General features: G+C 35.3%; 24 protein-coding genes. 13 read left to right on the forward strand and 11 right to left on the reverse strand.

The genetic code is table 11. The annotated features are described in order from the left end of the window. Positions 1–13: 13 nt before the first annotated feature. Positions 14–760 carry a 3-deoxy-manno-octulosonate cytidylyltransferase gene (kdsB, locus tag GQS07_RS09050; RefSeq protein ID WP_158210510.1) on the forward strand — a complete coding sequence of 249 codons (747 nt, stop codon included), beginning with the start codon at positions 14–16 and terminating at the stop codon, positions 758–760. Between the two features lie 69 nt (positions 761–829). Here kdsB and GQS07_RS09055 read toward each other — a convergent pair whose 3' ends face one another. Together GQS07_RS09055 and GQS07_RS09065 are read right to left on the reverse strand one after the other, a co-directional pair. Next, positions 830–1,966, reverse strand: coding sequence for a hypothetical protein (locus GQS07_RS09055; RefSeq protein WP_199269094.1), 1,137 nt, complete (start codon positions 1,964–1,966; stop codon positions 830–832). 308 nt (positions 1,967–2,274) lie between these two features. Continuing rightward, positions 2,275–3,348: a branched-chain amino acid aminotransferase gene (locus GQS07_RS09065; protein ID WP_158210511.1), complete on the reverse strand. Its 1,074-nt coding sequence runs from the start codon at positions 3,346–3,348 to the stop codon at positions 2,275–2,277. A 263-nt stretch (positions 3,349–3,611) separates the two neighbouring features. On the opposite strand from GQS07_RS09065, the gene GQS07_RS09070 reads away from it, so the two are divergent. From GQS07_RS09070 to GQS07_RS09095, 6 genes are all read left to right on the forward strand, one after another. Then, complete coding sequence (locus tag GQS07_RS09070; protein WP_158210512.1) at positions 3,612–4,121, forward strand: DUF4920 domain-containing protein; 510 nt, start codon at positions 3,612–3,614, stop codon at positions 4,119–4,121. Between the two features lies 1 nt (position 4,122). After that, entirely contained in the window at positions 4,123–4,584 is a 462-nt protein-coding gene (locus GQS07_RS09075; RefSeq protein ID WP_233269252.1) for a hypothetical protein, read from the forward strand. Beyond that, positions 4,581–5,243 carry a tRNA (5-methylaminomethyl-2-thiouridine)(34)-methyltransferase MnmD gene (gene mnmD, locus GQS07_RS09080; RefSeq protein WP_158210514.1) on the forward strand — a complete coding sequence of 221 codons (663 nt, stop codon included), beginning with the start codon at positions 4,581–4,583 and terminating at the stop codon, positions 5,241–5,243. The genes GQS07_RS09075 and mnmD overlap by 4 nt, the downstream gene beginning before the upstream one ends. 158 nt (positions 5,244–5,401) lie before the next feature. Further along, positions 5,402–5,599: a hypothetical protein gene (locus tag GQS07_RS09085; RefSeq protein ID WP_158210515.1), complete on the forward strand. Its 198-nt coding sequence runs from the start codon at positions 5,402–5,404 to the stop codon at positions 5,597–5,599. Positions 5,600–5,718: 119 nt separating this feature from the next. Then, positions 5,719–6,114 carry a DUF4377 domain-containing protein gene (locus GQS07_RS09090; RefSeq protein ID WP_158210516.1) on the forward strand — a complete coding sequence of 132 codons (396 nt, stop codon included), beginning with the start codon at positions 5,719–5,721 and terminating at the stop codon, positions 6,112–6,114. A 7-nt stretch (positions 6,115–6,121) separates the two neighbouring features. Further along, positions 6,122–6,700, forward strand: a complete 579-nt coding sequence (locus GQS07_RS09095; protein WP_158210517.1) for a GNAT family N-acetyltransferase — start codon at positions 6,122–6,124, stop codon at positions 6,698–6,700. A 718-nt stretch (positions 6,701–7,418) separates the two neighbouring features. On the opposite strand, the gene GQS07_RS09100 is transcribed toward GQS07_RS09095, so the two are convergent. Continuing rightward, entirely contained in the window at positions 7,419–7,979 is a 561-nt protein-coding gene (locus GQS07_RS09100; protein WP_158211356.1) for a helix-turn-helix domain-containing protein, read from the reverse strand. Positions 7,980–8,155: 176 nt separating this feature from the next. Here GQS07_RS09100 and GQS07_RS09105 point away from each other — a divergent pair, with 176 nt between their 5' ends. Beyond that, positions 8,156–9,661 (forward strand): NAD(P)H-hydrate dehydratase, encoded by a 1,506-nt coding sequence (locus tag GQS07_RS09105; RefSeq protein ID WP_158210518.1) that lies wholly within the window; start codon positions 8,156–8,158, stop codon positions 9,659–9,661. A gap of 142 nt (positions 9,662–9,803) precedes the next feature. Continuing rightward, positions 9,804–10,289, forward strand: coding sequence for a GNAT family N-acetyltransferase (locus GQS07_RS09110; protein WP_158210519.1), 486 nt, complete (start codon positions 9,804–9,806; stop codon positions 10,287–10,289). A gap of 99 nt (positions 10,290–10,388) precedes the next feature. On the opposite strand, the gene GQS07_RS09115 is transcribed toward GQS07_RS09110, so the two are convergent. After that, complete coding sequence (locus GQS07_RS09115) at positions 10,389–13,214, reverse strand: FAD-binding and (Fe-S)-binding domain-containing protein (RefSeq protein WP_158210520.1); 2,826 nt, start codon at positions 13,212–13,214, stop codon at positions 10,389–10,391. Between the two features lie 215 nt (positions 13,215–13,429). On the opposite strand from GQS07_RS09115, the gene GQS07_RS09120 reads away from it, so the two are divergent. The 4 genes from GQS07_RS09120 (at position 13,430) to guaB (ending at position 17,641) form a co-directional block, all read left to right on the forward strand. Beyond that, positions 13,430–14,449 (forward strand): quinone-dependent dihydroorotate dehydrogenase, encoded by a 1,020-nt coding sequence (locus GQS07_RS09120; protein WP_158210521.1) that lies wholly within the window; start codon positions 13,430–13,432, stop codon positions 14,447–14,449. A gap of 8 nt (positions 14,450–14,457) precedes the next feature. Further along, positions 14,458–15,084 carry a LysE family translocator gene (locus GQS07_RS09125; RefSeq protein ID WP_158210522.1) on the forward strand — a complete coding sequence of 209 codons (627 nt, stop codon included), beginning with the start codon at positions 14,458–14,460 and terminating at the stop codon, positions 15,082–15,084. A 160-nt stretch (positions 15,085–15,244) separates the two neighbouring features. Continuing rightward, a complete protein-coding gene (locus tag GQS07_RS09130; RefSeq protein WP_090406927.1) occupies positions 15,245–16,111 on the forward strand; it encodes a hydroxymethylglutaryl-CoA lyase in 867 nt (288 codons plus the stop codon). Between the two features lie 57 nt (positions 16,112–16,168). Further along, positions 16,169–17,641, forward strand: coding sequence for an IMP dehydrogenase (gene guaB, locus GQS07_RS09135; RefSeq protein WP_158210523.1), 1,473 nt, complete (start codon positions 16,169–16,171; stop codon positions 17,639–17,641). A gap of 298 nt (positions 17,642–17,939) precedes the next feature. On the opposite strand, the gene nhaC is transcribed toward guaB, so the two are convergent. The 7 genes from nhaC to GQS07_RS09170 form a co-directional block, all read right to left on the reverse strand. Continuing rightward, positions 17,940–19,400: a Na+/H+ antiporter NhaC gene (nhaC, locus tag GQS07_RS09140; protein WP_158210524.1), complete on the reverse strand. Its 1,461-nt coding sequence runs from the start codon at positions 19,398–19,400 to the stop codon at positions 17,940–17,942. Between the two features lie 591 nt (positions 19,401–19,991). Then, a complete protein-coding gene (locus GQS07_RS09145) occupies positions 19,992–20,453 on the reverse strand; it encodes a hypothetical protein (protein WP_158210525.1) in 462 nt (153 codons plus the stop codon). A gap of 36 nt (positions 20,454–20,489) precedes the next feature. After that, positions 20,490–21,308, reverse strand: coding sequence for a 5'-nucleotidase, lipoprotein e(P4) family (locus tag GQS07_RS09150; protein ID WP_158210526.1), 819 nt, complete (start codon positions 21,306–21,308; stop codon positions 20,490–20,492). Between the two features lie 221 nt (positions 21,309–21,529). Continuing rightward, positions 21,530–22,465, reverse strand: coding sequence for a cysteine synthase A (gene cysK, locus GQS07_RS09155; protein ID WP_158210527.1), 936 nt, complete (start codon positions 22,463–22,465; stop codon positions 21,530–21,532). 23 nt (positions 22,466–22,488) lie between these two features. After that, positions 22,489–23,313: a serine O-acetyltransferase gene (locus GQS07_RS09160; RefSeq protein WP_158210528.1), complete on the reverse strand. Its 825-nt coding sequence runs from the start codon at positions 23,311–23,313 to the stop codon at positions 22,489–22,491. Between the two features lie 604 nt (positions 23,314–23,917). Then, entirely contained in the window at positions 23,918–24,859 is a 942-nt protein-coding gene (locus GQS07_RS09165) for an IS3 family transposase (RefSeq protein WP_158211357.1), read from the reverse strand. Then, the gene (locus GQS07_RS09170) at positions 24,778–25,317 is read right to left on the reverse strand and encodes a transposase (protein ID WP_158210529.1); all 540 of its coding nucleotides are present in this window, start codon (positions 25,315–25,317) and stop codon (positions 24,778–24,780) included. The genes GQS07_RS09165 and GQS07_RS09170 overlap by 82 nt, the downstream gene beginning before the upstream one ends. Between the last annotated feature and the right edge of the window lie 5 nt (positions 25,318–25,322).

The raw sequence follows: 25,322 nt of genomic DNA on the forward strand, positions 1-25,322 counted from the left end.
ATTTTAGACACAGATGAAAGTTATAGCAGTAATACCAGCGCGTTATGCTTCAACGCGTTTTCCTGGTAAGTTAATGGAAGATTTAGGAGGGAAAACGATAATTCGTAGAACTTATGATGCTACTGTAGCAACCGGACTTTTTAGCGATGTATTTGTAGTAACAGATTCGGACTTAATTTACAATGATATTGTAGCCCACGGTGGAAAAGCAGTTATGAGTATCAAATCACACGAAAGTGGGAGTGATCGTATAGCTGAAGCGGTGGAAAATATGGAGGCTGATATTGTTATTAATGTACAAGGAGATGAACCTTTTGTAAGTAAGGAAAATCTACAGCGTTTGATTGAAATCTTTGAGGCAGACCACACGAAGCAAGTTGATTTAGCGTCTTTAATGACTCCGATTAACGAGTGGGAGGTTATTGAAAATCCTAATAATGTAAAAGTGGTGGTTGACGATACAAATACCGCTTTATACTTCTCAAGATCGGTTATTCCTTATCCACGTGATAAAGAAGTGAGCGTACAGTATTACCAACACATTGGGGTTTATGCTTTTAGAAAAGCTGCTTTGTTAGAGTTTACTACGCTACCAATGAAGTTTTTAGAAGCGTCAGAAAAGTTAGAGCAATTACGCTACTTAGAATATGGTAAACGTATTAAAATGGCAATTACGACACATATTGGAGTAGGGATAGACACACCGGAGGACTTAGCAAAGGCTAAGGCACTATTGGCAAGTAATCCTGCATTACAATAGATCATACAAGTAAAAAGGGTATCAATTCACATTGATACCCTTTTTTATTAGTTAAAGCAGTTGTCGTTTCTATTCCTCCGTAGGTGGAGTAGTCGGAACCACAGGTGCTGTATTTACAGGTTGAGTTACTGTTGTTGTAGCAGCAGGTGTAATAGCCGTTGTAATGCTATCACGCGTTGCACCACCAGTGTGTGACGTACCATAGTGGTAAGTCGGTACAACAGGCGCTTCTTTTTTAATGATTGGTATTTTAATCACTGTTTTCCATTCAGATGCTAATCGGGAATCAATAACAGAATTTCTCAATACCAAAACAAACGGTTCGTCTGTTTTAATTTGCATTTCTTGATTAGCGATAGCCGTTCTTGTTTGTTGAACCGCCTCTGGCAAGAAAGTATAGTAACCTGTTAAAGTCGATTCAAAGTAGTTGCTCGAATCAATACTTGCCACTTTAAAGCGTTCTTCCTCATTTAAGAAGATGTCTTCTTTAATCGGAATAGCAAATTTATAATTAATCGTTTCTCTTGATTTTTCTTCTCCTAACAGTAAAAAAGGATCCCCTGTTTTTGTTACCTTATTGTCTTTACAGAATTGGTCAAGCTCTTTGTGCATAGCAACCAAATCGTCATTTAACGACCCTAAAGAAGAAAGGTGTTCCACATACACATAATTAGTAGGTGTACTCTTTTGTACCTCTCCAATTGTTACGGTGTAATCTTTGTACTGTTTGATAAAGTACACAATAAAAGCGTTGATGTTTTTATCAATACTATTTGTAGCTACTTGATTAGGCGTTCCAGAAAAGAAAGTGATGATTTTAGTTTTCAAATCTAACGTACCTGAAAAAGAAAAAGACACATTTGTTTTCCCTTGTTTTCTATCAAGTTTCCACTTAATATTTGAAATAGTAGCATCGTGCAAGATATCTTGAGACAAGCTATCATAAGGGTGAGTGTATTCAGGACGAATAGTATATTTTCCTAATTTTTCTAATTCAATATCATAGATACCATTACCAACCTTTTCTGATTTCATCCAGTCAGTCCAGTTATCTAAATTACTGATGTATTCGTAAACTACTTGTTTAGGAGCATCTACAGTAAACTTGCGTTCTACTTTGTATTCAGGATTCTGCGTAAGAATAAATACAAAAAGGGACACAAGTCCCAACACGAATAATAAGAAGAAATATTTCAGAATTTTCATAACGCTTCAGTACAGTGAATAACTTATTTTAAAAGGTTTTTCAAAATGAAAAGAGAACCAATAAAAGCAAGGAATGCAAGAAGTACCCATAGTCTATTTTTATAATAGATACGGTGTAGTTTCAAATCCTTTCTATACATTATAATCAATACAATGGTAAACGTAATTATAAAAAAAAGAGCAAATTGTAATTGACCCGGTGTGAACATAATTATTTTTTAGCAAAAATAGGCAAAACCTTGATATGAGGTACAAAAAAAACGGCAGGAATTCTGCCGTTTTGTAAATATATCTTTAAAAAGATGTAATTAGATGCTTTGAGTCCATCCAAAAGTATCTTCAATGTGTTTTTGTTGAATACCTTGAAGCGCTTTTTTCAATTGAATAGCGTAAGAATCTTCATCTGTAACTTCTGGTAATTCGTAGTATTTCTCTTGGAAAGCAAATCCTTCAATTTGTCCAACAGTTACAGCAGTACCAGCACCGAAGATTTCTTTTAATTCACCTTTAGCGTGTGCGTCAAGTAAATCTTGAACAACGATAGATTTAACCTCTACGTTGATTCCTTTGCTCTTAGCGATTTCGATTAAACTCTTACGAGTTACACCGTCTAAGATACGCTCACTTGTAGGAGCAGTAATTAAAGTATCTCCAATTCTGAAGAATACGTTCATTGTTCCAGCTTCTTCTAATTTAGTGTGAGTAGCATCATCAGTCCAGATTACTTGTTGGTATCCTGCATCTTGAGCTAATTTAGTTGGGTAGAATTGTCCAGCATAGTTACCAGAACATTTAGTAGAACCAACACCACCATTAGCAGCACGGCTGTAGTGTTCTGCGATTTGAACTTTTACCTTTCCAGAGTAGTATGTACGAGCTGGAGATAAAATGATACAGAACATAAACTCAGTAGATGGTCCAGCTACAACACCAGGGTGAGTACCTACCATAAATGGGCGGATATATAAAGAATTACCTTCTCCTTTTTGTACCCAATCTCTATCTAAGTTTAATAAGGCTTTTAAACCTCCCACGAATCTCTCTTCGTCTATATGTGGCATTGCTAATCTCTCAGCAGATTTGTTGAAACGTTTCCAGTTTTCTTGTGGACGGAATAACCAAACTTTGTCTTCAGTATCTTTGTATGCTTTCATTCCTTCGAAGATTGCTTGTCCGTAGTGAAATACATTGATAGAAGGCTCAAATGACATTGGTCCGTAAGGTTTGATTTCTACTTGTCCCCATTTACCATCTTTATAATGACAAACTAACATATGGTCAGTAAAAACAGAACCAAATTTTACGTTTTCAAAATCAATTGAAGCTATTTTAGATTTTTCTACTTTTTGAATAGAGAAATCATTAATTGTTTGTGAACTCATTTCTTATAATGTTTTTTTAATTGTCGTGTATTTGAACTTATGCTTGCAATGTATTAAAAAAGCAAGACTTTACAAAATTATCAAAAAAAGGACTCAAAAATAGTTTGTTGTTGAACTTTATCTAAAATGTGGTGATAATTATTGTTTAATCAAAATTAATTACTGAAATTATCATAATCAATGAATTTTGTTTATCTAAACGATTTGTTTTTGGTGTATTTTTTTGACTTAATTTTACACTATTATAATAAATATGGAATCCTATGCGTAAAGTTGTTGCTTGTTTAGGTTTATTAACCTTGGTTTTTACGGGATGTAAAAATGAAAAAACTGCTCCTGTGGCAGAACAAATGTTTGATGCTACTAAATATGAGTATTTCGGTGATAGCATTGCCCTTGCAGATGTCTTGTCAAAAGACGAGATGCTTGAGAAGTTTAAAACGATGCAGGCAGGTGATACTCTTCAAGTAAAGTTTCAATCTAATATTGTTGAGGTATGTCAGAAAAAGGGATGTTGGATGAGTGTTGAATTACCAGGAGATAAGAATAGTTTTGTACGCTTTACAGATTACGGATTCTTTGCTCCAATGAATGCAGCTGGTCACGAAGTGGTTGTTGACGGGAAGGCGTTTGTATCTGTGATTTCTGTAGACGAATTAAAGCACTATGCAAAAGACGCTGGTAAGTCTGAAGAGGAAATTGCCGCTATTGTGGACCCTAAAGTAACGTACAGCTTTGTAGCAGATGGAATTGCAATTGATAAAGCGAAGTAAGGTGCTGGTATTAAAGCGCATTAGTTTACTTGTGTTTACAGCACTTATCTTGTTTGCTTGTCAAAATAAGCAAGTGAAACAAGAGGTTGTTACAGAAGAAAAGACAACGGAAAACACGTCTTTTAAAATGTATGCACTGAGTCCGATGGCTCAGTTGATGGAAGAAATGCACGCTAATGCTTTAGCTATTAAAGCAAAGTTAGAAGCAGGAGAAACGGAGTTTGGCGAGTTTCCAGAAAGTCATTTGAAGCTTATGGAGGCAAAGATGACCGATCCGACTGACCGCGATATGTTTTTTGAAACACAAGCAAAGGAGTTTTTAGCTTATGAAAAAGCATTTTACGAAAGTAAGAAAAGCGATAAAATAGAAGAGTACAACGCGATTATCAATTCGTGTTTAACGTGTCACCAACAGAAATGTGGTGGCCCAATACCGAGAATAAAAAAATTAAAGATTCAGTGAAAAGAAATGTAATCACAACATCCGATGGGTCAACCTCAATCAAGATAGAAGATTGGGGAGAAACGTATCACTCTATACACGGTGCTATTCAAGAGGCCAAACACGTGTATATCAACAATGGTTTTGACAGAATAGAAAAGCCGAGTTTGCGCATTTTAGAAATGGGGTTTGGTACGGGGTTAAATGCTTTTTTAACCTTAGTGGAAGCAAGAAATGCGGGTAAAACAGTTGAGTATTATAGTGTAGAGGCATATCCGGTTACGGAAGAAGAAATGAAAGCCCTTAGCTTCACCGCTCTGTATTCACAGGCAGAAGACGAGGCTAATTTTCAAGCTATGCACTACGGAGAGTGGAATGTGTTGAATCGCATTTCAGACGAATTCTCATTATACAAAATGCACAGCAAGTTTGAAGATATGCAGTTAGAAGCAGGTTATTTTGACTTGGTGTATTTTGACGTATTTGGTTATCAGTTTCAACCCGACTTATGGTCTGTCGCTATCTTTCAAAAGGTATATGACGCATTAAGAGAGGGAGGCGTATTAGTTACCTATGCGTGTAGAGGTCCTATTAAACGAGCGATGAAAGAAGTAGGATTTAGAACAGAAAAGGTACCTGGACCACCAGGAAAAAGAGAAATGCTTGTTGCGTTTAAGTGAGATTACTGAATTTAAAGGCTTTTGTTTGTGTTATTGTAGTTGTTTTGTGATTAAATGGTAGTGTAATATGATTTTTTAACATTAATGAATGTATTATTGGTGGATATGATATATCATTAGTATATTTGTGTAAGAAATGTTAATGAGATATTTTTACTATGAAAACAGGAGAAATGTTAGAGTACGCGAAAGTGGTTTTACAAAACGTGAGCTTTGACCCTCAGCTTTTTTACAAAGAATTAGAAAAAATAATGGATAATATGCTGCCTTATGAGGCAGACCAATTAGCCTTATGGGTTGATAGCTTCGTAAAAGAAAAGCCAGAATTACACGAGTCATTATTAGAAACAGTTTAAACGATATGCCAAGAGCTTCCTATTTTATTTAGGGAGCTCTTTTTTTATTTATCTGTTCAAAAGATTTGATTTTTGGATATAATTCATACTTTTACCCCATAAGTATAACTAAATAAAGTATGAGAAAAGTAATTCTGTTAGTTGCAATTGCCTTAGGTACACTTACTTCGTGTAAGGGAGAACAAGCAAACGAACCTGTAAAAGAGGTTGCGGAAGTAGAACAAGTAGCTACTGATTCGATTGAGGTTACAGATGAATTAGAAGATATTATGACATTGTACATTGCTCCTCAAAAAGAAGATTGTGTAGGGGTAGGTCCGATGAAGTGTTTGTTAGTTAAACAAGGAGAAGATGCAGAATGGGAATTGATGTATCAAGGAATTGAAGGATTAGACTATCAAGAAGGTTTCGAATACAAAGTTGAGGTTAGAAGAGAAGAAGTACCTAATCCACCTGCTGATGCTTCATCATTTCGCTATGTGTTAGTGAAAGAGATATCGAAGGTGAAAAAATAATACTTTGATGAAAAATATTGTATTAACAGACGAACGTGTTCTTTTAAAACCGTTGGAGCAATACAATTGGGAAGACTTACTCGAATATGCCGTTAATGAAACGGATATTTGGAAGTATGCTCACACCCCGTTGGTTGGCGAACAAGGGATTAAAGATTACATCCAATACGCGTTAGATGAACGGGATAAAGGTACATCACTTCCGTTTATTGTATTTGATTTAGAAAAAGAGAAATACGTTGGTTCTACTCGTTTTTACGGTATTAATCAGAAACAAAAGAGTTTGCTAATCGGTTATACGTGGTATAGCAAGCAAACACAGGGTACTGGAATTAATGTGCATTGTAAGTATTTACTGTTGAAATACGCTTTTGAGTTTATGGAGATGGAACGCGTAGAGTTTCGCGCTGATGCCAGAAATGAAAGAAGTATCGGGGCAATGAAACGCTTAGGTGCAGTACAAGAAGGTGTGTTGCGCAAAGAGATTATCATTAACGATGGTTCGCGCAGAGATACGGTAATACTTAGTATTTTAAGAGAAGAGTGGTTTAACCACGTTAAAAAGAACTTAGAAGAGCGACTGTAAGTTGCACTAAGTAAAAGTTAGGGTTTTGTTTGCCGTATAGGTTGAAAACAAATTACCTCGCTTCAAAAAACAATAGAATAATAGATTTTTTGTGATAATTAGATAAGAGCCTGCAAGGAAGATTGCAGGCTTTTTTTGTGTTTTATACTGATCTGTGATTAAAGAACAGGCATAATAGATGTGGAGGGAGTGTAAACATTTCTTTTATATGAAAAATAAAATATGCGAAGATTTAAAATGTAATGCTTGCAATAAAGAAGATAGAAAAGAGTAGTTTTAAACGGACCATGTTCGAGACATCTACCACACAAGTACCACAGAGGCTCGGAAAAAAGCCCTTTTTACCGAAGGTGTGTGGTACTTGTGTGGTATTTATGTGAAACAAGTATGAAAGAAGTCTGTAATGAGAATGCTATTTAACTTATATCCAGTATTAAAAAGGAAGATGACTTAGCTGATTATTTATATAGAATGTATAATTTAAATATACTAAACTCAAGTAGCTATTACTAACCTAACTCATTGGTTTAACTATGTTCATACTACTTCTCTAATCCTGTTTTAAAGGTTTTCGAAACATATTACTTAGTTATAAGTAATTGCTTTTAAGATAGAAAGACAAAAGTTTCTGCTAAATTCTTCAATGTGACAATAAAGCATTTTAGATGGATGCATATAGGGGGTAGAGATAAAGTCTTTCTTAAAAGTAAATAGTATACTATAATTTATCAATCACTTTTCGTCTTTGTGATCCCGTAGTTTTAAAGTGAGTAGGAGTTAATCCTGTTACCTTTTTAAACTGTTTGCTCAGGTGGGCTACACTGCTATAGTGCAATAAGAAAGTGATTTCTTTTAATGTCAGTTCGTCGTAAACCAAGAGTTCTTTTACCTTCTCAATTTTTAAGCAGATGAAGTATTGCTCTATGGTTGTTGATTCTAACTGAGAGAATAACTGGCTTAAACTTTGGTAATCTTGTCCAATCTTATCTGTGATATAAACCGATAAAGGGGTTTCTAAATAAGCATTGTGATTTTGTACTAACTCAATCAATACGGTTTTAATTTTATCAACCGTTTTGCTCTTTTGATTGTCTAATATTTCAAAGCCTAAACTTTGTAGTTTTTCAGTTAAACTATCCATTTGCGAGGGTGTCAGATCTTCTTTGATTTCTACTTCGCCAAGTTCAACTTTTATAGGGGTATATTGAGTGGATAGCAATAGGTTTTCTACTGCCATTTTACATCGCTCACACACCATGTTTTTTATATATAATTTCATTCTGAAAACCAATTCTGATAATCCAAAGATACTAAAAGTTAGAAAAGACATTGCTAATGCTTTTTAAGGGTTTCTATTTTGTGTTAATATATTCGCGTTTCTTGCTACTGTATGTTTTTGCAATAGACAATTTGCTATCTTTAGTTTCTATTAAAACAACAAATTAATTGACCACCATGAAAATTTTAAATTCGAAACAAGTTCTTGCTATTGATAAGGAAACTTTAGCAAGTCAATATATCTCCTCTTTTAAGTTAATGGAGCGTGCTTCAACGAAGGTTTTTGACAAGTTGAAAGACCGTTATAAATTGTACCAAACTTCTTTTGTTATTCTATGTGGCAAGGGGAATAATGGGGGAGATGGATTAGCACTTGCACGTCTTTTGAAAGAAGGAGGGGCTTTTGTACGCGTTTACTTGTTACAAGCCAAAAAGTACACGCCAGAAAGTGTGCAGAATCAAGATTTATTAGAAGAAAGAGATATTGCCGTTGAGAAGTTTACACCTAAAACGAAGATTAAGATTAAGCCAGACGACATTGTTATTGATGCGATGTTTGGCATTGGGTTGTCTGAGGTTTTAGGCGATGAATGGAACGACTTTTTTACACTTATCAATGAAGAGAAGTGCTATGACCGCGTGTCTATTGATATGCCTTCTGGATTATTTGCTGATGAGATTACGCCAAAAACGGCCAATGTTTTCAAAGCTAATATTGTTTATACGTTTCAGTTGCCTAAGCTGTCGCTGCTATTGCCCGAGTCTAAGGAGTATGTGAAGGAGTTTGAGGTAGTGGACATAAACTTGGATGCAGATGCTATTGCTAAGGCAGAAACTACGAGCTATTTTGTAGATAAAGAAAGGGTAAAGAGCAAGCTGAAAAAAGGAAGTAAGTTTGACCACAAAGGGTGTTTTGGACACGCCTTAGTAATGGGAGGTAGTTTTGGTAAGATTGGAGCGATGGTGTTAGCGTCTAAAGCGGCAATGAAGTCGGGAAGTGGCTTGGTAACTGCTTATCTACCAGGTTGTGGATATACAACAATGCAAACAGCTATTCCTGAGGTTATGTGTTTGGTTGGTGAGGATGAAAAGCAATTGGTAAACTTTCCTGATGTATCAAATTACGATGCAGTAGGGGTTGGTTGCGGATTAGGAACGAGTAAGGAAACGGCGAAAGGGTTTGTTGCCTTTTTAAAGGGCGCTAAAGAGGTTAAGATGGTGATTGACGCAGATGGCTTAAACATTATCAGTGAGCAAAAATGCTTGGATAAGGTTCCAGCTCAAACTATTTTGACTCCCCACGAAAAGGAGCTTTCTCGTTTGATTGGAACGTGGGACAGCGATTTTGACAAGATTGAAAAGGTGAAAACGATGGCTAAAAAACACAACCTTGTTTTTGTAGTGAAAGGTGCCCATACGATGGTGGTAACGCCAAGTGAGGAGGTGTACTTTAACTCGACAGGTAACTGGGGAATGGCAACGGCGGGTTCTGGTGATACGTTAACGGGAATTATAACTTCGTTGTTAGGACAAGGGTATGCTGCAGAAGATGCGGCTATTGTAGGCGTTTACTTACACGGATTAGCAGGGGATTGTGCGGTTGAAAGTATTCACCCTTACAGTTTGCTTGCTTCTGATATAAGCAACGCTATTAGCACAGCGTATAAGAGGTTATATGAATAAATTTAGGTTATTTTAAATACGAAAAGGCAGTGTATCAGTAGATAGGCTGCCTTTTTTCTTGGAGTATAATTATGTTGCCGTTTTTGTTTTTATAGTTTTATTATGCTGTAATCTTTATATTGTAGTCTGATTTAAACCAACTATGAGAAATATATTGTTGAGAGATTTTAATCCAACTGAGGATGTAGTGTTTTTCGAAAACTTATATAATAAGGAAGAAAATATGAGATTTATTCCTTTTAAAAAGGGGACTATAACGAGAGAAGATGTGATGGATAGATTTTCGCCTAAATCGGACAGAAAGTTATTTGTGGTAACGGATATTGTTACGTCTTCTATAATAGGAGAAGCAGGTATTTATAACTATGAGTCTTTTGCAAATGAATACGAATTGGGGTATATAATGGATTGTAACTATTGGAATAAAGGGTTGGGGAAAGAAATATGTGCTATCTTAATTCACAAGGTGTTTAACGAGTTAAACGGGGTGAAAGTTGTTTGTCGTATGTACCAAGAGAATATAGCTTCTATAAAGGTTTCTCAGGCAAACAATATGATTTTAGAAAGAGAAGATGTACTGGATAACGGTCGTACGCGATTGACGTATGTTCGTCATAAAAACGGATAGGGTGTTTTTGTACTTGATTGTGAAGGCAGTTGTATAAAACCAAAAAGGGCAGTGAATCATTGGATACACTGCCCTTTTTGTGAATATATGTAAATATTGTTATTTCGTTACTTCGTCGATAAGATAGAAAATAGACTTAAAGTTTACGTCTCCGTATTCCGTTAGTCCTATTTCACACGTACGACTGGTAGAGAATCCGTCTTTACAGCTACTTGGTATCTGTTCTTTCAGATGTCTGTTTCCGTGTTTGTTTAGCTCAGGGAATGTAAACCCTCTATCTCCAGCAAAACCACAACAGTTGCTATCGATGTAGTTTACCTTTTCAGCACACATTTTGGTAAGTTCTAACAACTTGCCTTCTAAGCCTACTTTCTTTACAGAACACACTGGGAATACTGATATTTCCTTTCTTGGGTTCTTCACTGGTAAGATTGGCATAATGAAGTCTAACATAAACTCAATAGGGTCATACATTTTTAGTTGTCCCCCTTTATGAGATTCGTAGAAAGTATAGAAACAAGGACTCATATCAAACAACACAGGGTATTTTCCGTTTTCAGATGCTTTCAACAACGCCTGTTCTAAGTCGCTCGACTTCTTGTATCCTTCTTCTTTAAACCCTTTACTGCTGAATGGCATTCCACAACATTGGTTGTTTAAATTCTCCGGATAGATAATTGTGTATCCTGCTCTTTCTAAAAGTTGGATTGTTTTCTCTGTCAAGTCCACATCGTCTTTAGGGTAATCTTTTGATTTACCCATTGTTCTGTTGATACAAGAAGGGAAGTACACAACTTTCAGGTCTTGGTTAGGATTAACCACTGTTTCCTTAATTGTTTTCTTTGTACCCGTTGGCATTGCCACGTTCCACTGTGGTACTTTATTATTAGATATCTTTCTGATTCCAGCAGATATATTGTACATATTTTTATTACCCAATACGTTTTGGAAGAAACGCACTGTTTTTAATCCCGTACGCCCTAAAGCCGTAAAGCGGTCCATATTATCAACGTAATACTCTGCGTCTTTTCTGTTTTTAGGCGTTAACGATGCTTTACGAACATCTTTGATGTACTTACCTGTGTCGATTTTAACCGGACACGCTAAAGCACACAAACCGTCAGTAGCACAAGTTTCGTCTGAATAGTACTGTGCATTGCTAACTAAACTTTCTAACATCGTAGCATCTTCCCCCGTGTTTTTAAGACGAGCAATTTCTCTACCAATTACAATACGCTGTCTTGGTGAAAGCGTTAGTCCCTCAGACACACAGTGCGACTCACAGAATCCACACTCGATACACTTATCTACGATTTCGTTTGTAGCAGGAGATGGTTTAAAGTTCTCCAAGTGAATATGAGGATTTGTGTTGATAATCACTCCTGGGTTAACCAAGTTATGCGGGTCAAAGATGTTTTTCACTTTCAACATCACTTTATAGGCTTGTTCTCCCCATTCTTTTTCCACAAAAGGCGCCATATTTCTACCCGTTCCGTGTTCTGCTTTTAGAGAACCATCGAACTGGTCAACCACAATTTCAACCAATTCATCCATCAATTGTGCATAACGGCTTACTTCCTCTGTTGTAGAGAAATCCTGAGAGAACACTAAGTGTAAGTTACCCTCTAAGGCGTGTCCGAAAAGCACAGCATCGTGGTAGTTCAGTTTGGCAAACAAGGCTTTCATAGCGATACAAGCATCAGCCAGTTTCTCAACCGGGAAAGCAACGTCTTCAATAATACACGTTGTCCCCGTTTTACGCAATGCACCAGTTGTAGGAAGTAGTCCGTTTCTGGCTTTCCAATTGAAGGCATATTGCTTAGGTTCAGACGTAAATTCGAATGGTTTATAAGTAGGAGTAGTGGCGATAGCCTCTCTAATTTGTGCTTGTTTTGACTGCATTTCCTCATCGTTTTCTGCTTGTGCCTCAACAAGAAGGATACAAACCGACTCTGGAAGTGTTTTGAAATAGTCAGGAGCTTCTGGCTCGTCTTCAATAGAACGAATACTATTTCTGTCTAATAATTCAACAGCTGCAACCGGACTTTTCTTTAAGAAAGGCACAGCTTGACACGCTTTTTCGATAGTTTCAAAAATCATCAACGTACACGCTTTGTGCTTGTAGTTGATTACGGTATTATAAGTAATATCAGAAATAAACGCCAACGTACCTTCCGAACCAATCATCAAGTGTTTGATGATGTCAAAAGGGTCTTCATAATCAATGAAAGAGTTGATGCTATATCCGGTTGTATTCTTTATTTTAAACTTGCGTTTGATACGGTCATAAAGTACATCGTCATTTTTGATGTTGTCTCTAAGGAAACCGATTTCTCTTAATATCTCAGGGTGTTTCGCTTGAAAAGCACGTTTACTATCCTCATCCGCAGTATCCAAAACAGTTCCGTCATAAAACACAATGCGGATATCAGCAATGGTGTTGTATGAGTTTTGCGATGTACCACAGCACATACCACTGGCATTATTAGCTGCAATTCCCCCAATCATAGCTGCGTTGATAGAACCAGGGTCCGGACCAATCTTACGGCCATACGGTGCTAAGATGATATTTGCACGTCCACCGATAATTCCCGGTTGGAACTTTGCTTTTAGTCCTTGGTCAAATATTTCGTAGCCTTTCCATTTATGCGTAGCCACCATTAAAATAGAGTCGCTAATTGCCTGACCAGATAAACTCGTTCCAGCAGCGCGATAAGTTACAGGTAATTGATATTTAGCAGCCGTTTGTAGTGTTGCAATTGCTTCCTTCTCATTGTGAATTTGAACTACGACTTTAGGAATTAAGCGATAAAAACTCGCATCCGTACCATACGCTAAAAGTTGTATAGGGTTGGTAATAATTCGATTAGAGTCAATTTGTTTCGCTAATTCATCATTGAATTGTTGATATTGCAGTGGTAACATAAGATATGTTCTTTTTTATTTCCCCACAATTTACGAAACAAAGTGTGAGATTGCTGAGAATCTGTCTTATTTATATTGGATTTAAATATAAAAATCTCATCAAATTAACCGTTTGATAAATTGGTTCAAAATGTAGTGAAATGGAGGTATGAAATAAGGAGTAAAAAGCATACCTTTGCAAAAATTTAAACACACAACTACACAAGTAATCGGCTATGTATAAAAGCTTTATAAAGCCTATCTTTTTTAGGTTTGACCCGGAAAAAGTACACCATTTTACCTTTAGTACTTTAAAATTAGTCAATAAGATTCCTGGAGTTTCTGCTCTAATTCGAGCTAATTGTCAAATTAATGATCCCCGTCTTGAAAGAGAAGTTTTTGGATTAAAGTTTAAAAACCCAGTAGGGTTAGCAGCTGGATTAGACAAAGATGCGAAATTATACAGTGAATTGGAGAATTTCGGATTCGGATTTATTGAGATTGGTACATTAACTCCCAAAGCACAACCTGGTAATCCTAAAAAACGCTTGTTTCGCTTGAAAGAAGACCACGGATTAATTAACAGAATGGGATTTAATAACGGTGGTGTTGAAGAAGCAGTTCAACGTTTGAAAAAGAACAAGGGCACTCTTATTGGAGGTAATATCGGTAAGAATAAGGTAACACCTAATGAGAATGCAATTGACGATTACAACATTTGTTATGACGCGTTGTTTCCGTATGTAGATTATTTTGTAGTGAATGTGAGTTCGCCAAATACACCTAATTTACGTGCGTTGCAAGATAAAGAGCCACTTACGGCATTGTTGAATGCGTTGCAAACAAAGAATGCACAAAAAGACAAACCAAAGCCTATTCTATTAAAGATTGCTCCAGATTTGACAGATGAGCAGTTGTTAGATATCATTGATATTATAGCAGAAACGAAGATTGCGGGAGTAATTGCAACAAATACTACAATTGAGAGAAAAGGGTTGGTTTCGCCATACAAAGAAGAAACAGGAGGATTAAGTGGAAAACCATTGACTAAACGCAGTACAGAGGTTATTCGTTTCTTATCTGAAAAAAGTAATAAAGCATTCCCTATTATTGGAGTAGGAGGTATTCACTCACCAGAGGATGCAATCGAAAAATTAGAAGCAGGTGCGAGCTTGATTCAATTATATTCTGGATTTATTTATGAAGGACCAGGATTAATCAAAAAAATAAACGAAGAGATTCTTTCTAAATATTAATTGAAACTATGTCAACTGAAGTACTTTATACTTTTTTTATTACTTGTTTTTTATTAATTATTACACCAGGACCTGACTTACTATACGTAGTGTCACAAAGTATAACGAGAGGGAAAAAGTACGGATATGCCGTGGTAATCGGACAAATGGGCGGGTTAATGTTTCACTTGTCATTGTTTGCTTTTGGTATCTCCGCTTTGATCATTCAATCTGAACTCATCTTTAAGGGAGTTAAGTTATTTGGAGCGTTGTACTTATTTTGGTTGTCTTATAAGGTTTTTCAAGAAGAGAACGCCATCGTTATTGAGGAAAATCAAACAGGAAAGAACGATAAGACCGTAGTCGGTTTTATGAAAAAGGGATTATTGATGAATATCCTAAATCCGAAGGTAATGATGTTCTTTTTAGCATTATTTCCAGGGTTTATATCAGAAGCAGCAGGAAGTGTAAAACACCAAGTATTAGTCTTAGGAGGTGTGTTTATTACGGAGGCCCTTGTGATTTTCTTCATAATTTGCAGTATAGCCGCACAGCTAACAGATTATATGAGGGATAACAAAATGGTTAATCTGTTTTTGAAATGGTTACAGATAGTGGTTTTTAGCGGTTTAGGTATTTTTTTACTGTTGAGCTAAAAATAAAAATAGATAGAAAAGCTTCTTACTTGATGAGTAAGGAGCTTTTTTTTTGGTTATAATGCATTGTATCAATGAAATAAGTCGTTATTCATTAGGCTGTAAAATTCAAATATTTCATTTTGTGAATTCAATGCTTTTCTTATATATTTGAAACACTATGAAGCCAACCGTAAAAATAATAGAATGTCCTCGCGATGCTATGCAAGGCATTAAAATGTTTATTCCGACTGAGAAAAAAGTTCAGTATATCCAATCCTTACTTCGCGTGGGATTTGATACGATTGACTTTGGAAGTTTTGTATCGCCTAAGGCAATTCCTCAAATGCAAGATACTGTTGAGGTTTTAAGTCAATTAGATTTGTCTAAAACGGAGAGTAAGTTATTGGCTATTATTGCCAACACAAGAGGAGCAGAGCAAGCAGCAGAACACAAGGAAATACAATACTTAGGTTTTCCTTTCTCTATTTCGGAGAACTTTCAGATGCGTAACACACATAAAACTATTGCCGAGTCAATTGTTACTTTAGATGAGATATTAAATATAGCAACAAAGTCAAACAAAGAGGTAGTAGCTTATTTATCAATGGGCTTTGGTAATCCGTATGGAGACCCTTGGGATGTTGATATTGTGGGTAATTGGACAGAGAAGTTGGCAAAAATGGGAGTGAAGATTCTTTCGCTTTCAGATACTGTGGGTAGTTCTACACCAGAGGTAATCGACTATTTATATAGCAATTTAATTAAAGCATACCCAGATATTGAGTTTGGAGCACACTTACATACCACAGCAGATAGTTGGTTTGAAAAAGTAGATGCAGCCTATAAAGCAGGTTGTATTCGCTTTGATGGGGCTATAAAAGGGTATGGAGGATGTCCGATGGCAAAAGACGATTTAACAGGAAATATGCCTACTGAGAAGATGCTAAGTTACTTCACAGCAAACAAGGTTGACACTAATTTAAGTGCGATGTCATTTGAGAGTTCTTATAATGAAGCGTTAAAAATATTTAATTTTTATCATTAGATTTTTTTAGTTTGTAGAAAAAAGCTAAATTTGCGTGCAATTCAACTACAATTGCACATGAAAGCACACACAGCTAAAATCATCGGTCAAGGATTAACTTACGATGACGTCTTATTAGTTCCTAATTATTCGGAAATCTTACCAAGGGAAGTAAGCTTAAAAACTAAATTTTCTAAAAACATTACTTTAAATGTTCCAATTGTATCTGCAGCGATGGATACAGTAACGGAAAGCGATATGGCTATTGCTATGGCTCGTGAAGGAGGGATTGGTGTAATCCACAAAAACATGACAGCTGAGGAGCAAGCAAAAGAAGTTCGCAAAGTAAAAAGAGCAGAATCAGGAATGATTATAGATCCTGTTACTCTTTCGTTAGAAGCAACTGTAGGGGATGCTAAAAAAGCGATGGCTGAATACAGCATCGGAGGTATTCCAATTGTTGATGATAAAGGTATTTTAAAAGGTATCATCACAAATAGAGACATGCGTTTTGAAAAAGTAAACAGCCGTCCTATTACAGAGGTTATGACAACAGAGAATTTAGTAACTGCTGCTGAAGGTACTACATTACAACAAGCAGAAGAAATTCTTCAAGAAGCTAAGATTGAAAAACTTCCAGTAGTCAATGCTGATTACAAATTAGTTGGTCTTATCACTTTCCGTGATATCACTAAACTTACATTAAAACCAAACGCAAATAAAGATAAATTTGGTCGTTTACGTGTTGCTGCCGCTTTAGGAGTTACAGCAGACGCAGTAGATAGAGCTTCATTACTTGTTAAGGCAGGTGTTGACGCATTAATTATCGATACAGCACACGGACACTCACAAGGTGTTGTTGGTGTATTAAAAGCAGTTAAAAACGCATTCCCAGAAATTGACGTGGTTGTAGGTAACATTGCTACTCCAGAAGCAGCTTTATTCTTAGTAGAGAACGGAGCAGATGCTGTGAAAGTAGGTATTGGACCTGGATCTATCTGTACTACACGTGTTGTAGCAGGTGTAGGATTCCCACAATTCTCAGCAATTATGGAAGTGGCAGCTGCATTAAAAGGAACAGGTATTCCTGTTATTGGTGATGGTGGACTACGTTACACAGGAGATATTCCTAAAGCTATTGGAGCTGGGGCAGACTGTGTTATGTTAGGTTCAATGTTGGCAGGTACGAAAGAATCTCCAGGTGAAACTATCATCTTTGAAGGAAGAAAGTTCAAAGCTTATAGAGGTATGGGATCAGTTGCAGCAATGAAACAAGGATCTAAAGACCGTTATTTCCAAGATGTAGAAGATGACGTTAAGAAATTAGTTCCAGAAGGAATTGAAGGACGTGTACCTTACAAAGGGGAATTAAACGAAAGTATGTTACAGTTTATCGGAGGTTTAAGAGCCGGAATGGGATACTGTGGGGCTAAGGATATTCCTACTTTACAAGAGGTAGCTCGTTTTGTTCAATTAACAGCTTCGGGAATTGGAGAAAGTCACCCTCACAATATTACAATTACGAAATCAGCACCTAACTACTCAAGATAGTCCAAGGGTTGATATAAACCATAAAAAGACCGTTTGTATATGCAAACGGTCTTTTTTTATGCTTATTTCTAAGAGGTATAGCAGATTGTTTACATTGATTAACCCCACATTTATAGCGTGGTCAAACTCGTGTTATAGTGATTTGTAAGACTACTAAGGGTATGTTGTTGTGGCTTTTAAGAGTGTACAACAGCTATTAATAAGAGCATTGTGTTTGATACGAGGACATAAAAAAACTCCTAAAGTGCCGTTTTATCAGGGCAACCTTAGGAGTTTTCGTTATGTTAGAAGTAGCTAATTAAGCTACTTTAGGAGTAAATAAACGACGTATTTTGATATCCAACGCTACGTAAGCTAAAGATACAAAAGGCGTAATAATGTTGAAGAAAGCATAAGGCGCATACGCAAAAGTATCAATTCCCAATACCCCTGAGTGGTAAGCCCCACAAGTATTCCAAGGAATTAAAACAGAAGTTACTGTTCCCGAATCTTCTAATGCTCTACTCAAGTTTTCTGGTGCTAAGCCTCTTTCTTTGTAGGCTTTTGTAAACATTTTACCAGGAACTACAATAGATAAGTATTGCTCAGAAGCAGTTAAGTTTACAATCACACAGCTCGCCATTGTACTTGCGAATAGTCCAAACATCGACTTAGCAATGCTCAATAAACTTAAAGTGATTTTCTTTAAAGCACCAATTGCTTCCATAGCTCCACCAAAGAACATAGCACAGATGATTAACCACACTGTGTTTAACATACTTTTCATTCCCCCTGCTTCAAAAAGACTGTTTAAGCTCTCCATAGGTGAAAGAATTGCGATGTCTGTTGTAATGGCATTCATAATCCCTCTATAAGCAGTGTAAGCGTTTAATTGTTGCCCTTGTCCCACTACAGCTACAATTTCTGGTTGGAAGAACAAAGCGAATAAAGCTCCTAAAAGTGTTCCTAACAACAAAGCTAAGATAGGTTTGATCTTTTTTAAGATGGCACCGATTACGATAATAGGCACAGCAAACAACCAAGGAGAGATATTAAAAGTAGAGTCAATAGCACTCAAAGTAGATGTAATATCAATATTATCTGCAATGTCAATATTGAAACTAATAATAATAAAAATGATCAAGGTTAAGATATACGTTGGCAACGTAGTGTATAACATATACTTGATGTGAGTAAACAAATCGGTTCCCGCCATAGCAGACGCTAAGTTTGTAGTATCAGATAGAGGCGATAGTTTATCTCCGAAATAAGCTCCAGACAATACAGCTCCACCAATCATTCCCACCGGAATACCCATTGTATTTCCGATACCTACTAAGGCAATACCCACCGTAGCAGAAGTAGTCCACGAACTACCAGTAGCCAATGAAATAATTGAACAGATAATAACACAAGCAGGTAAGAAGATTTGAGGTTCTAATATTTGTAGACCGTCGTAAATCATTGTTGGGATAACCCCACTTAGCAACCACGTTCCAGATAAAGCACCTACTAAAAGTAGGATATAGATAGCACGTGTAGTTTCACGTACGTTTTTAGTAATCTTTTTGATGATGTCTTCGTAGTCAACTTTATTGTATAGTCCAACACCAATAGCAATAAGTCCCCCAATAAGTAGTACGAACTGATTGGTTCCCGCTAAAGCTTCGTCTTCAAATACAAAAACGTTGATAGCAAGTAGGATCATCAACAATACCATTGGTATTAGCGATTGGAATAAAGTAATTGGTTTTGGCTTAATTTTTTTAATTGGTTTCATTATGTTTTTTTGCTGATTAACGGGTTTCAATATACATATTTTTGAATAAAATGAAATTACAAACCTTAATAAAATGATAAATTTTACATTATTGATAATAAGCAGTAGCTTAATGTTTGTAGGACAAAGTAGGGGTAAAAGGAGTTTGTAGTCGGTGTTTTAGTGAGTAGTTGTAAAGTGTCTTATTTAGTGTCTTTCTACATAACTATCACATTATCTTAGTTTTCCTTTTTTACTAATAATGAAAAGTGAACTGAATAAATTGTTTTGAAGTAGAGCTTTTTTGCGTGTTTCACAAGTTTCTGAGATAAGAAAAAAGTTGAATCATTTTTATAAAAAAGTGGGGTTACTTCATCTTTTTGTTCTTTTTTAAAATGTAGGTTACTCATTTTTTAGGGGGTAAATAGAAAAAGAGTAACAATTGAAGAAGAGAAGTTGGCTTATTTGTGTATTTAGAGCAACTGATTGGTTTTATTTATCAGTTAGTGGAAATGGTTTGCCTGTCAATTGTAAATGGCAGAGTGAAGCATAAAAAAAGCCCTATAATTAGATTATAGGGCTTATATGTATTTATAGTAATATTATTAATTACTATTTATTTTTAGGAACAAAAACAGGTTTAACTCTTGAATATGAAACAATCATTGGAGCTTTTCCTTCTTTTGCAGTAAAGTTATATTGTAATTTTAACTCCTTGTCATTACCTGTAATTATTGTACGAGGGTTATCTTTATACTTTTCAAAAGTCATTAATTTTCCATCAATAGTACCAGTTGTTTGAGTTTCTTTACCCTCTATAATTTTATGTTCAAAAAGAGTAACTTTGTTTTCTTTAATAACAATTTTATCAGTTTCAGAAACAGCATCAGTTCCTCTTAATTCCATAAAACTTCTACTAAAATTATCACCATTGAAACTGTAAATAACTTGATCAGCATACCAAGTTCCTTCTATATTTCCTTCAGGTCTAATTTTATTATTATCATCACTATTACAAGAAGCAGTTCCGATTACTAAAGCGAAGATAGAGCAAATAGCTACTAATTTTTTCATGTTTAAAAAGTGTTTATTAGTTATAATTGTGTTTTATTAAAATCCTTTTACGCTATTGTTATAGATTTCGTCTTTTTGCTCTTTAGTCAAATCTTTGCGGTATTGGAATAAAGCAGCTTCCCAATCACCATAACCAGTGTTTGGAAGAACGATGAACTTTTTACCAAATAACTCTTGGTTAGACTTTACGTTTTGAGAGCGTTCTTCTTGTGTTTTTTTGTCAAAAGCAGTTGAGAAATCAGAAAGGTTATCTCCTAAAAGCATTACGATTTCGTGAGTTTCGCTTAATTTTTGACGTCTTGTTTCTTTGCTTGACTCAGCAGTTCTCACAATTACGTGAGCATCATCAGCATAAGGGTAGTTATATTTAACCAAGTTTTTCATAGTACCTGGTTTGTCATTTTGGTTTCTGTTTGTGATGTAGAAAACTTCAACACCTTTAGAAGCAGCATAGTTAAAGAACTCTTGGCTACCTAACAATGGAATAGCATCTCCTTTTTTAGTCCACTCAGTCCAAGAAGCTTGGTCATAAGATTTACCTTCTCTTGCCATTTGTACAGCATAAGGAGAGTTATCTAAGAAAGTTTCGTCGATATCAGTTACAATTGCAATTGGTTTGCTGTGTTTTTCTTCTAAAATACGGTCTAACTGTAAAGTAGCGATATTGAAAGCTTGTGCGCATAAAGCTTGGTATTCAGCTGCATTTTGTTGAAAAACAGCAGAATAAAGTTTTCCGTTTACTTCAATATTGTTTAATGCGTTTGCTGATGTAGAAACTGTACCTTGTGGTACCGATTTACAAGCAGTTAAAGCTGTAAAAGCAAGTCCTGCAATAAGAAAAGATCTTCTAAGCATGTCTTTATAAAATTTTCTGTTATGAAAAGCAAAAGTACGATTTAAATTGATAATAGTTCAATTTGTAAATGCAAATAAAGCGTTAAGCCTTTAGTGAAGGGGTATGAGCGAATTTTTATGAGTAAATTGTGATGAATTGAAGAGGGGGATAGTAATGAGTGAAGCATACATATTTGTAAAAACAAAAAAGCTACCTAATCACTTAGGTAGCTTTATCTATATTATTTTATTTCAGCAGCTTTTTCGTCAAACAAGTCGCTAACTGACCAGTATCTTTCACCCGTGTCATAGTTAAACGTTAGAACCGTAGCTCCCGGTTTCATATTCGGTAATTCCTTAGCAATAGCCGCTAATGAAGTCCCTGTAGAAATACCCGCTAAGATTCCCTCTTCACTTGCAATTCTGTTTGTGTATTGGTAAGCTTCATTTTTCTCTATTGTGATGATTCCGTCAAAAAGAGCAGTGTTTACCACTTTCGGAATAAAACCAGCACCAATACCTTGTAACGGGTGAGGACCAGGTTTACCACCACTTAAAACAGGAGAGTTTAGAGGTTCTACTGCAAATACCTTTAAGTTAGGGAATTTCTCTTTTAACACTTCAGCAACCCCTGTAATATGTCCACCTGTACCTACACCAGTGATTAAATAGTCAAGTCCTTCAGGGAAGTCGTTGATAATCTCTTGTGCCGTAGTTCTTTTGTGAACTTCAGGGTTAGACATATTATTAAACTGTTGAGGTACCCAAGCGTTGTCCATCTCCTCAGCCATTTCAGTAGCTTTAGATACAGCACCAGCTGTTCCTAATTCTTTAGGTGTAAGAACAAACTTAGCTCCATAAGCAGCCATTAGCTTTCTACGTTCAATACTCATTGACTCTGGCATAACCAAGATTAATTTGTATCCTTTAACCGCACAAACCATAGCAAGACCAACACCCGTATTACCAGAAGTAGGTTCAATAATAACTGTATCTTTATTGATAATTCCTTTTGCTTCAGCATCTTCAATCATAGCTAATGCAATACGATCTTTTAAGCTTCCTCCAGGATTCTGTTTTTCTAATTTAATCCAAACATTAATGTCTTTAGGGAATAGCTTATTAATTTTGATGTGAGGCGTGTTCCCAATAGCTTCTAATACATTGTTTACTTTCATTTTTTCATTAATTTAATTAATAGTTATATTACAAAGTTGATTGGTTCGGGGTAATCTTGATCTTTAGAGTAACTTTTACTCTTACTATATATAACTGAATGTGGTTTTACACTTTTTGTCAACCAAACATTACCACCAATTACGGTGTCGTGTCCGATTACAGTATCTCCTCCAAGAATTGTAGCTCCAGAGTAGATAATAACATTATCCTCTAAATGAGGATGTCTTCTTGTATTTGCTTTGTCTTTTGACACAGAAATAGCACCTAAAGTAACACCTTGGTAGATTTTTACGTTAGTACCAATCACACAAGTTTCACCAATTACAATACCTGTTCCGTGGTCAATACAGAAGCTTGCACCAATCGTAGCAGCAGGGTGAATATCAATTCCTGTTTTACTATGCGCGTGCTCTGTCCAAATACGTGGAAGTAATTTCACTTTTTGCTTCTGAAGCTGGTTTGCAAATCTATAAATAGCAATTGCATAGAAGCCAGGATAAGCAATATAAACCTCTTGCAAACAAGTAGCAGCAGGGTCATTTTCCAAAATAGCCTTAGCGTCAGACTGTAAAGTAAAGAATATTTCTGGCAATGCTTCAAAGAAGTCATCAGCAATTCTCTCTGACTTCTCAACATCGTTGTTGATGTTAAAAAGAATAGAGATAAGTTCAATCTTTAAAGTTGACAACCTAATATTTAAAGCTTCTTCAGATAAATATTTCTTGTCTTCCAATTGAAAAAGGAAGTGAAATAGAATATCTGTATATTTTTCAATTCTACGTTTGTCTAAAAAAGACTGAGAGCTTTCATTTTGTTTCAGTAACTCTTTAACGAATTTATTGTGCATTTACTTTTGTTGTTTTTATTATCATATAGCTATTCTTTAAAAAATATTTACAAAAAGCTGAAAGAGAAAGTAATACTGTTATCCATAAAAATAAACAATAAGGCTATTTAGTTGATAGTATTAGGATTGCAATTACAAGTTGTAAAAATCATAACGCTTAGTTTTAAAATCAGTAAGCTTGAATGAGCGCATTTTTTAGAGACTGCTTCTGTAAAAGTAATAATTGTAAGTGAAAGGTTGTTCTATATTTAACAAATAATTGCTTGAGATATAGTTTTTTTGGAAGGTTTTAAGAAAAAAAGGAGGCACATACCTCAGTATCTAAAAAGGATACATTATGTTAAAAGGAACTGTTGTATATTTTATAGGTAGTTTAAAGGCCTATATTTGTACAAGAATTACGAAGGCAAAGTAGTTCAACACAATTATGTTATTTGTTTTCTGAAATAGATTTTTTATTTTAATTTCTTTTGAGCTGGCTACTTATAAGGGATTGGTTTTGTTGTTTTGTTGTTCTATTTCATTAAGTAAGAAACTAAAAAAGACATAATTTACATTAAAAAAAGGCTCCTATTTTGGACTGACCCCAAAAAGTTGGACGAAGTTATGCGATCTTTTTAATATAATGAGCTCGGTATTCTACCGGGCTCATTCCATTTAAATTAATTCGAATTCGCTCGTTATTATAATATTTGATATACTCTTTTATTTCGTTGGTTAATTCCAATATAGAATTATATTTCTTTAAATAAAATAACTCTGACTTCAAAACTCCAAAGAAATTTTCGATTATAGCATTATCCAGACAGTTTCCTTTTCTAGACATACTTTGTATAATCTGATTTTGTTTTAATTTATTTTGATACTTCTTCATTCTATATTGCCAACCTTGGTCAGAATGCAGTATGGTCTTAATACTAGTTACTTTATCTTTTTTCCTTCTTCTAAAAGCTTTATTAAGCATATCAAGGGTTTGTTTAAAGTTTGGAGAAGTTGATAAATTATAACTAATTATTTCTCCATTAAACAGATCAATAATTGGAGATAAGTATAATTTATTACCTTTTACATTGAATTCTGTTACATCAGTAGCCCACTTTTGATGAGGCTCTGTAGCTTTAAAATTTCGTTGAAGTATATTCTCTGCTGCTTTACCAACATCTCCTTTAAAAGATTTGTATTTCTTAGCTCGAATTATACTTTTAAGATTTAATTCCCTCATTATCTTAGCGATAGTTTTAAAGTTTACAGGTATTCCTAACTCTTTTCTAAGAGCCAATGCAATACGTCTATATCCATACAATCCTTTGTGTTTATTATAGAGATCAACTACATGTTTGACTAAATTCACATGTTTGTCCAAAAAAGAAACACTCTTTGTATGGTAGTAATAACAACTACGAGCTAGCCCAGCTAAGTGTAGTAGATGTTTTAAATTATGATCGCGCCTTAGCTCCGTAACTATTACGGCTTTTTCTTTTTGGCTTGTTTGCTTTGAGCCAAGGCTTCCAACTTTTTTAGATAAGCAATTTCTGCACGTAAATATTCATTTTCAATTTTCAATTTTTCTAAATCAGTCATTGAACTTTTGATTCCAGGAATAGCGCTTTTCTTTGTCATTGAGGTAATTGTTTTATTTTTCTTTAAATGTACACCCCGATTATCTTCTAAACCTTTAAATCCCTCACTTTTAAATTTTCTTATCCATTGGAATAAGACAGAAGGATTTGAGATTCTATATCTAACACAGGTATCTGTCAAAGATAAATCACTATTTTGATGCTCCTGAATAATATGAACTTTTTCTTCTATAGTGAATTTGTTTTGGGAGATTCCACGTAATCCTTGTTCTCCATAAACTTCATATAGTTTAAACCAAAAATAAAGGTTAAACTCACTGATTTTTTCTGATCGAGAAAGTCCCTTCATACTGTCTTTCCCTTCCAAAATAATAGTTACTAAACGTAACTTAAATTCAAAATTGTATTTCTGTTTTCTACTCATAAAAA

Origin of the sequence: Myroides phaeus, from assembly GCF_009799805.1 — a bacterium.
GTDB lineage: Bacteria > Bacteroidota > Bacteroidia > Flavobacteriales > Flavobacteriaceae > Flavobacterium > Flavobacterium phaeum_A.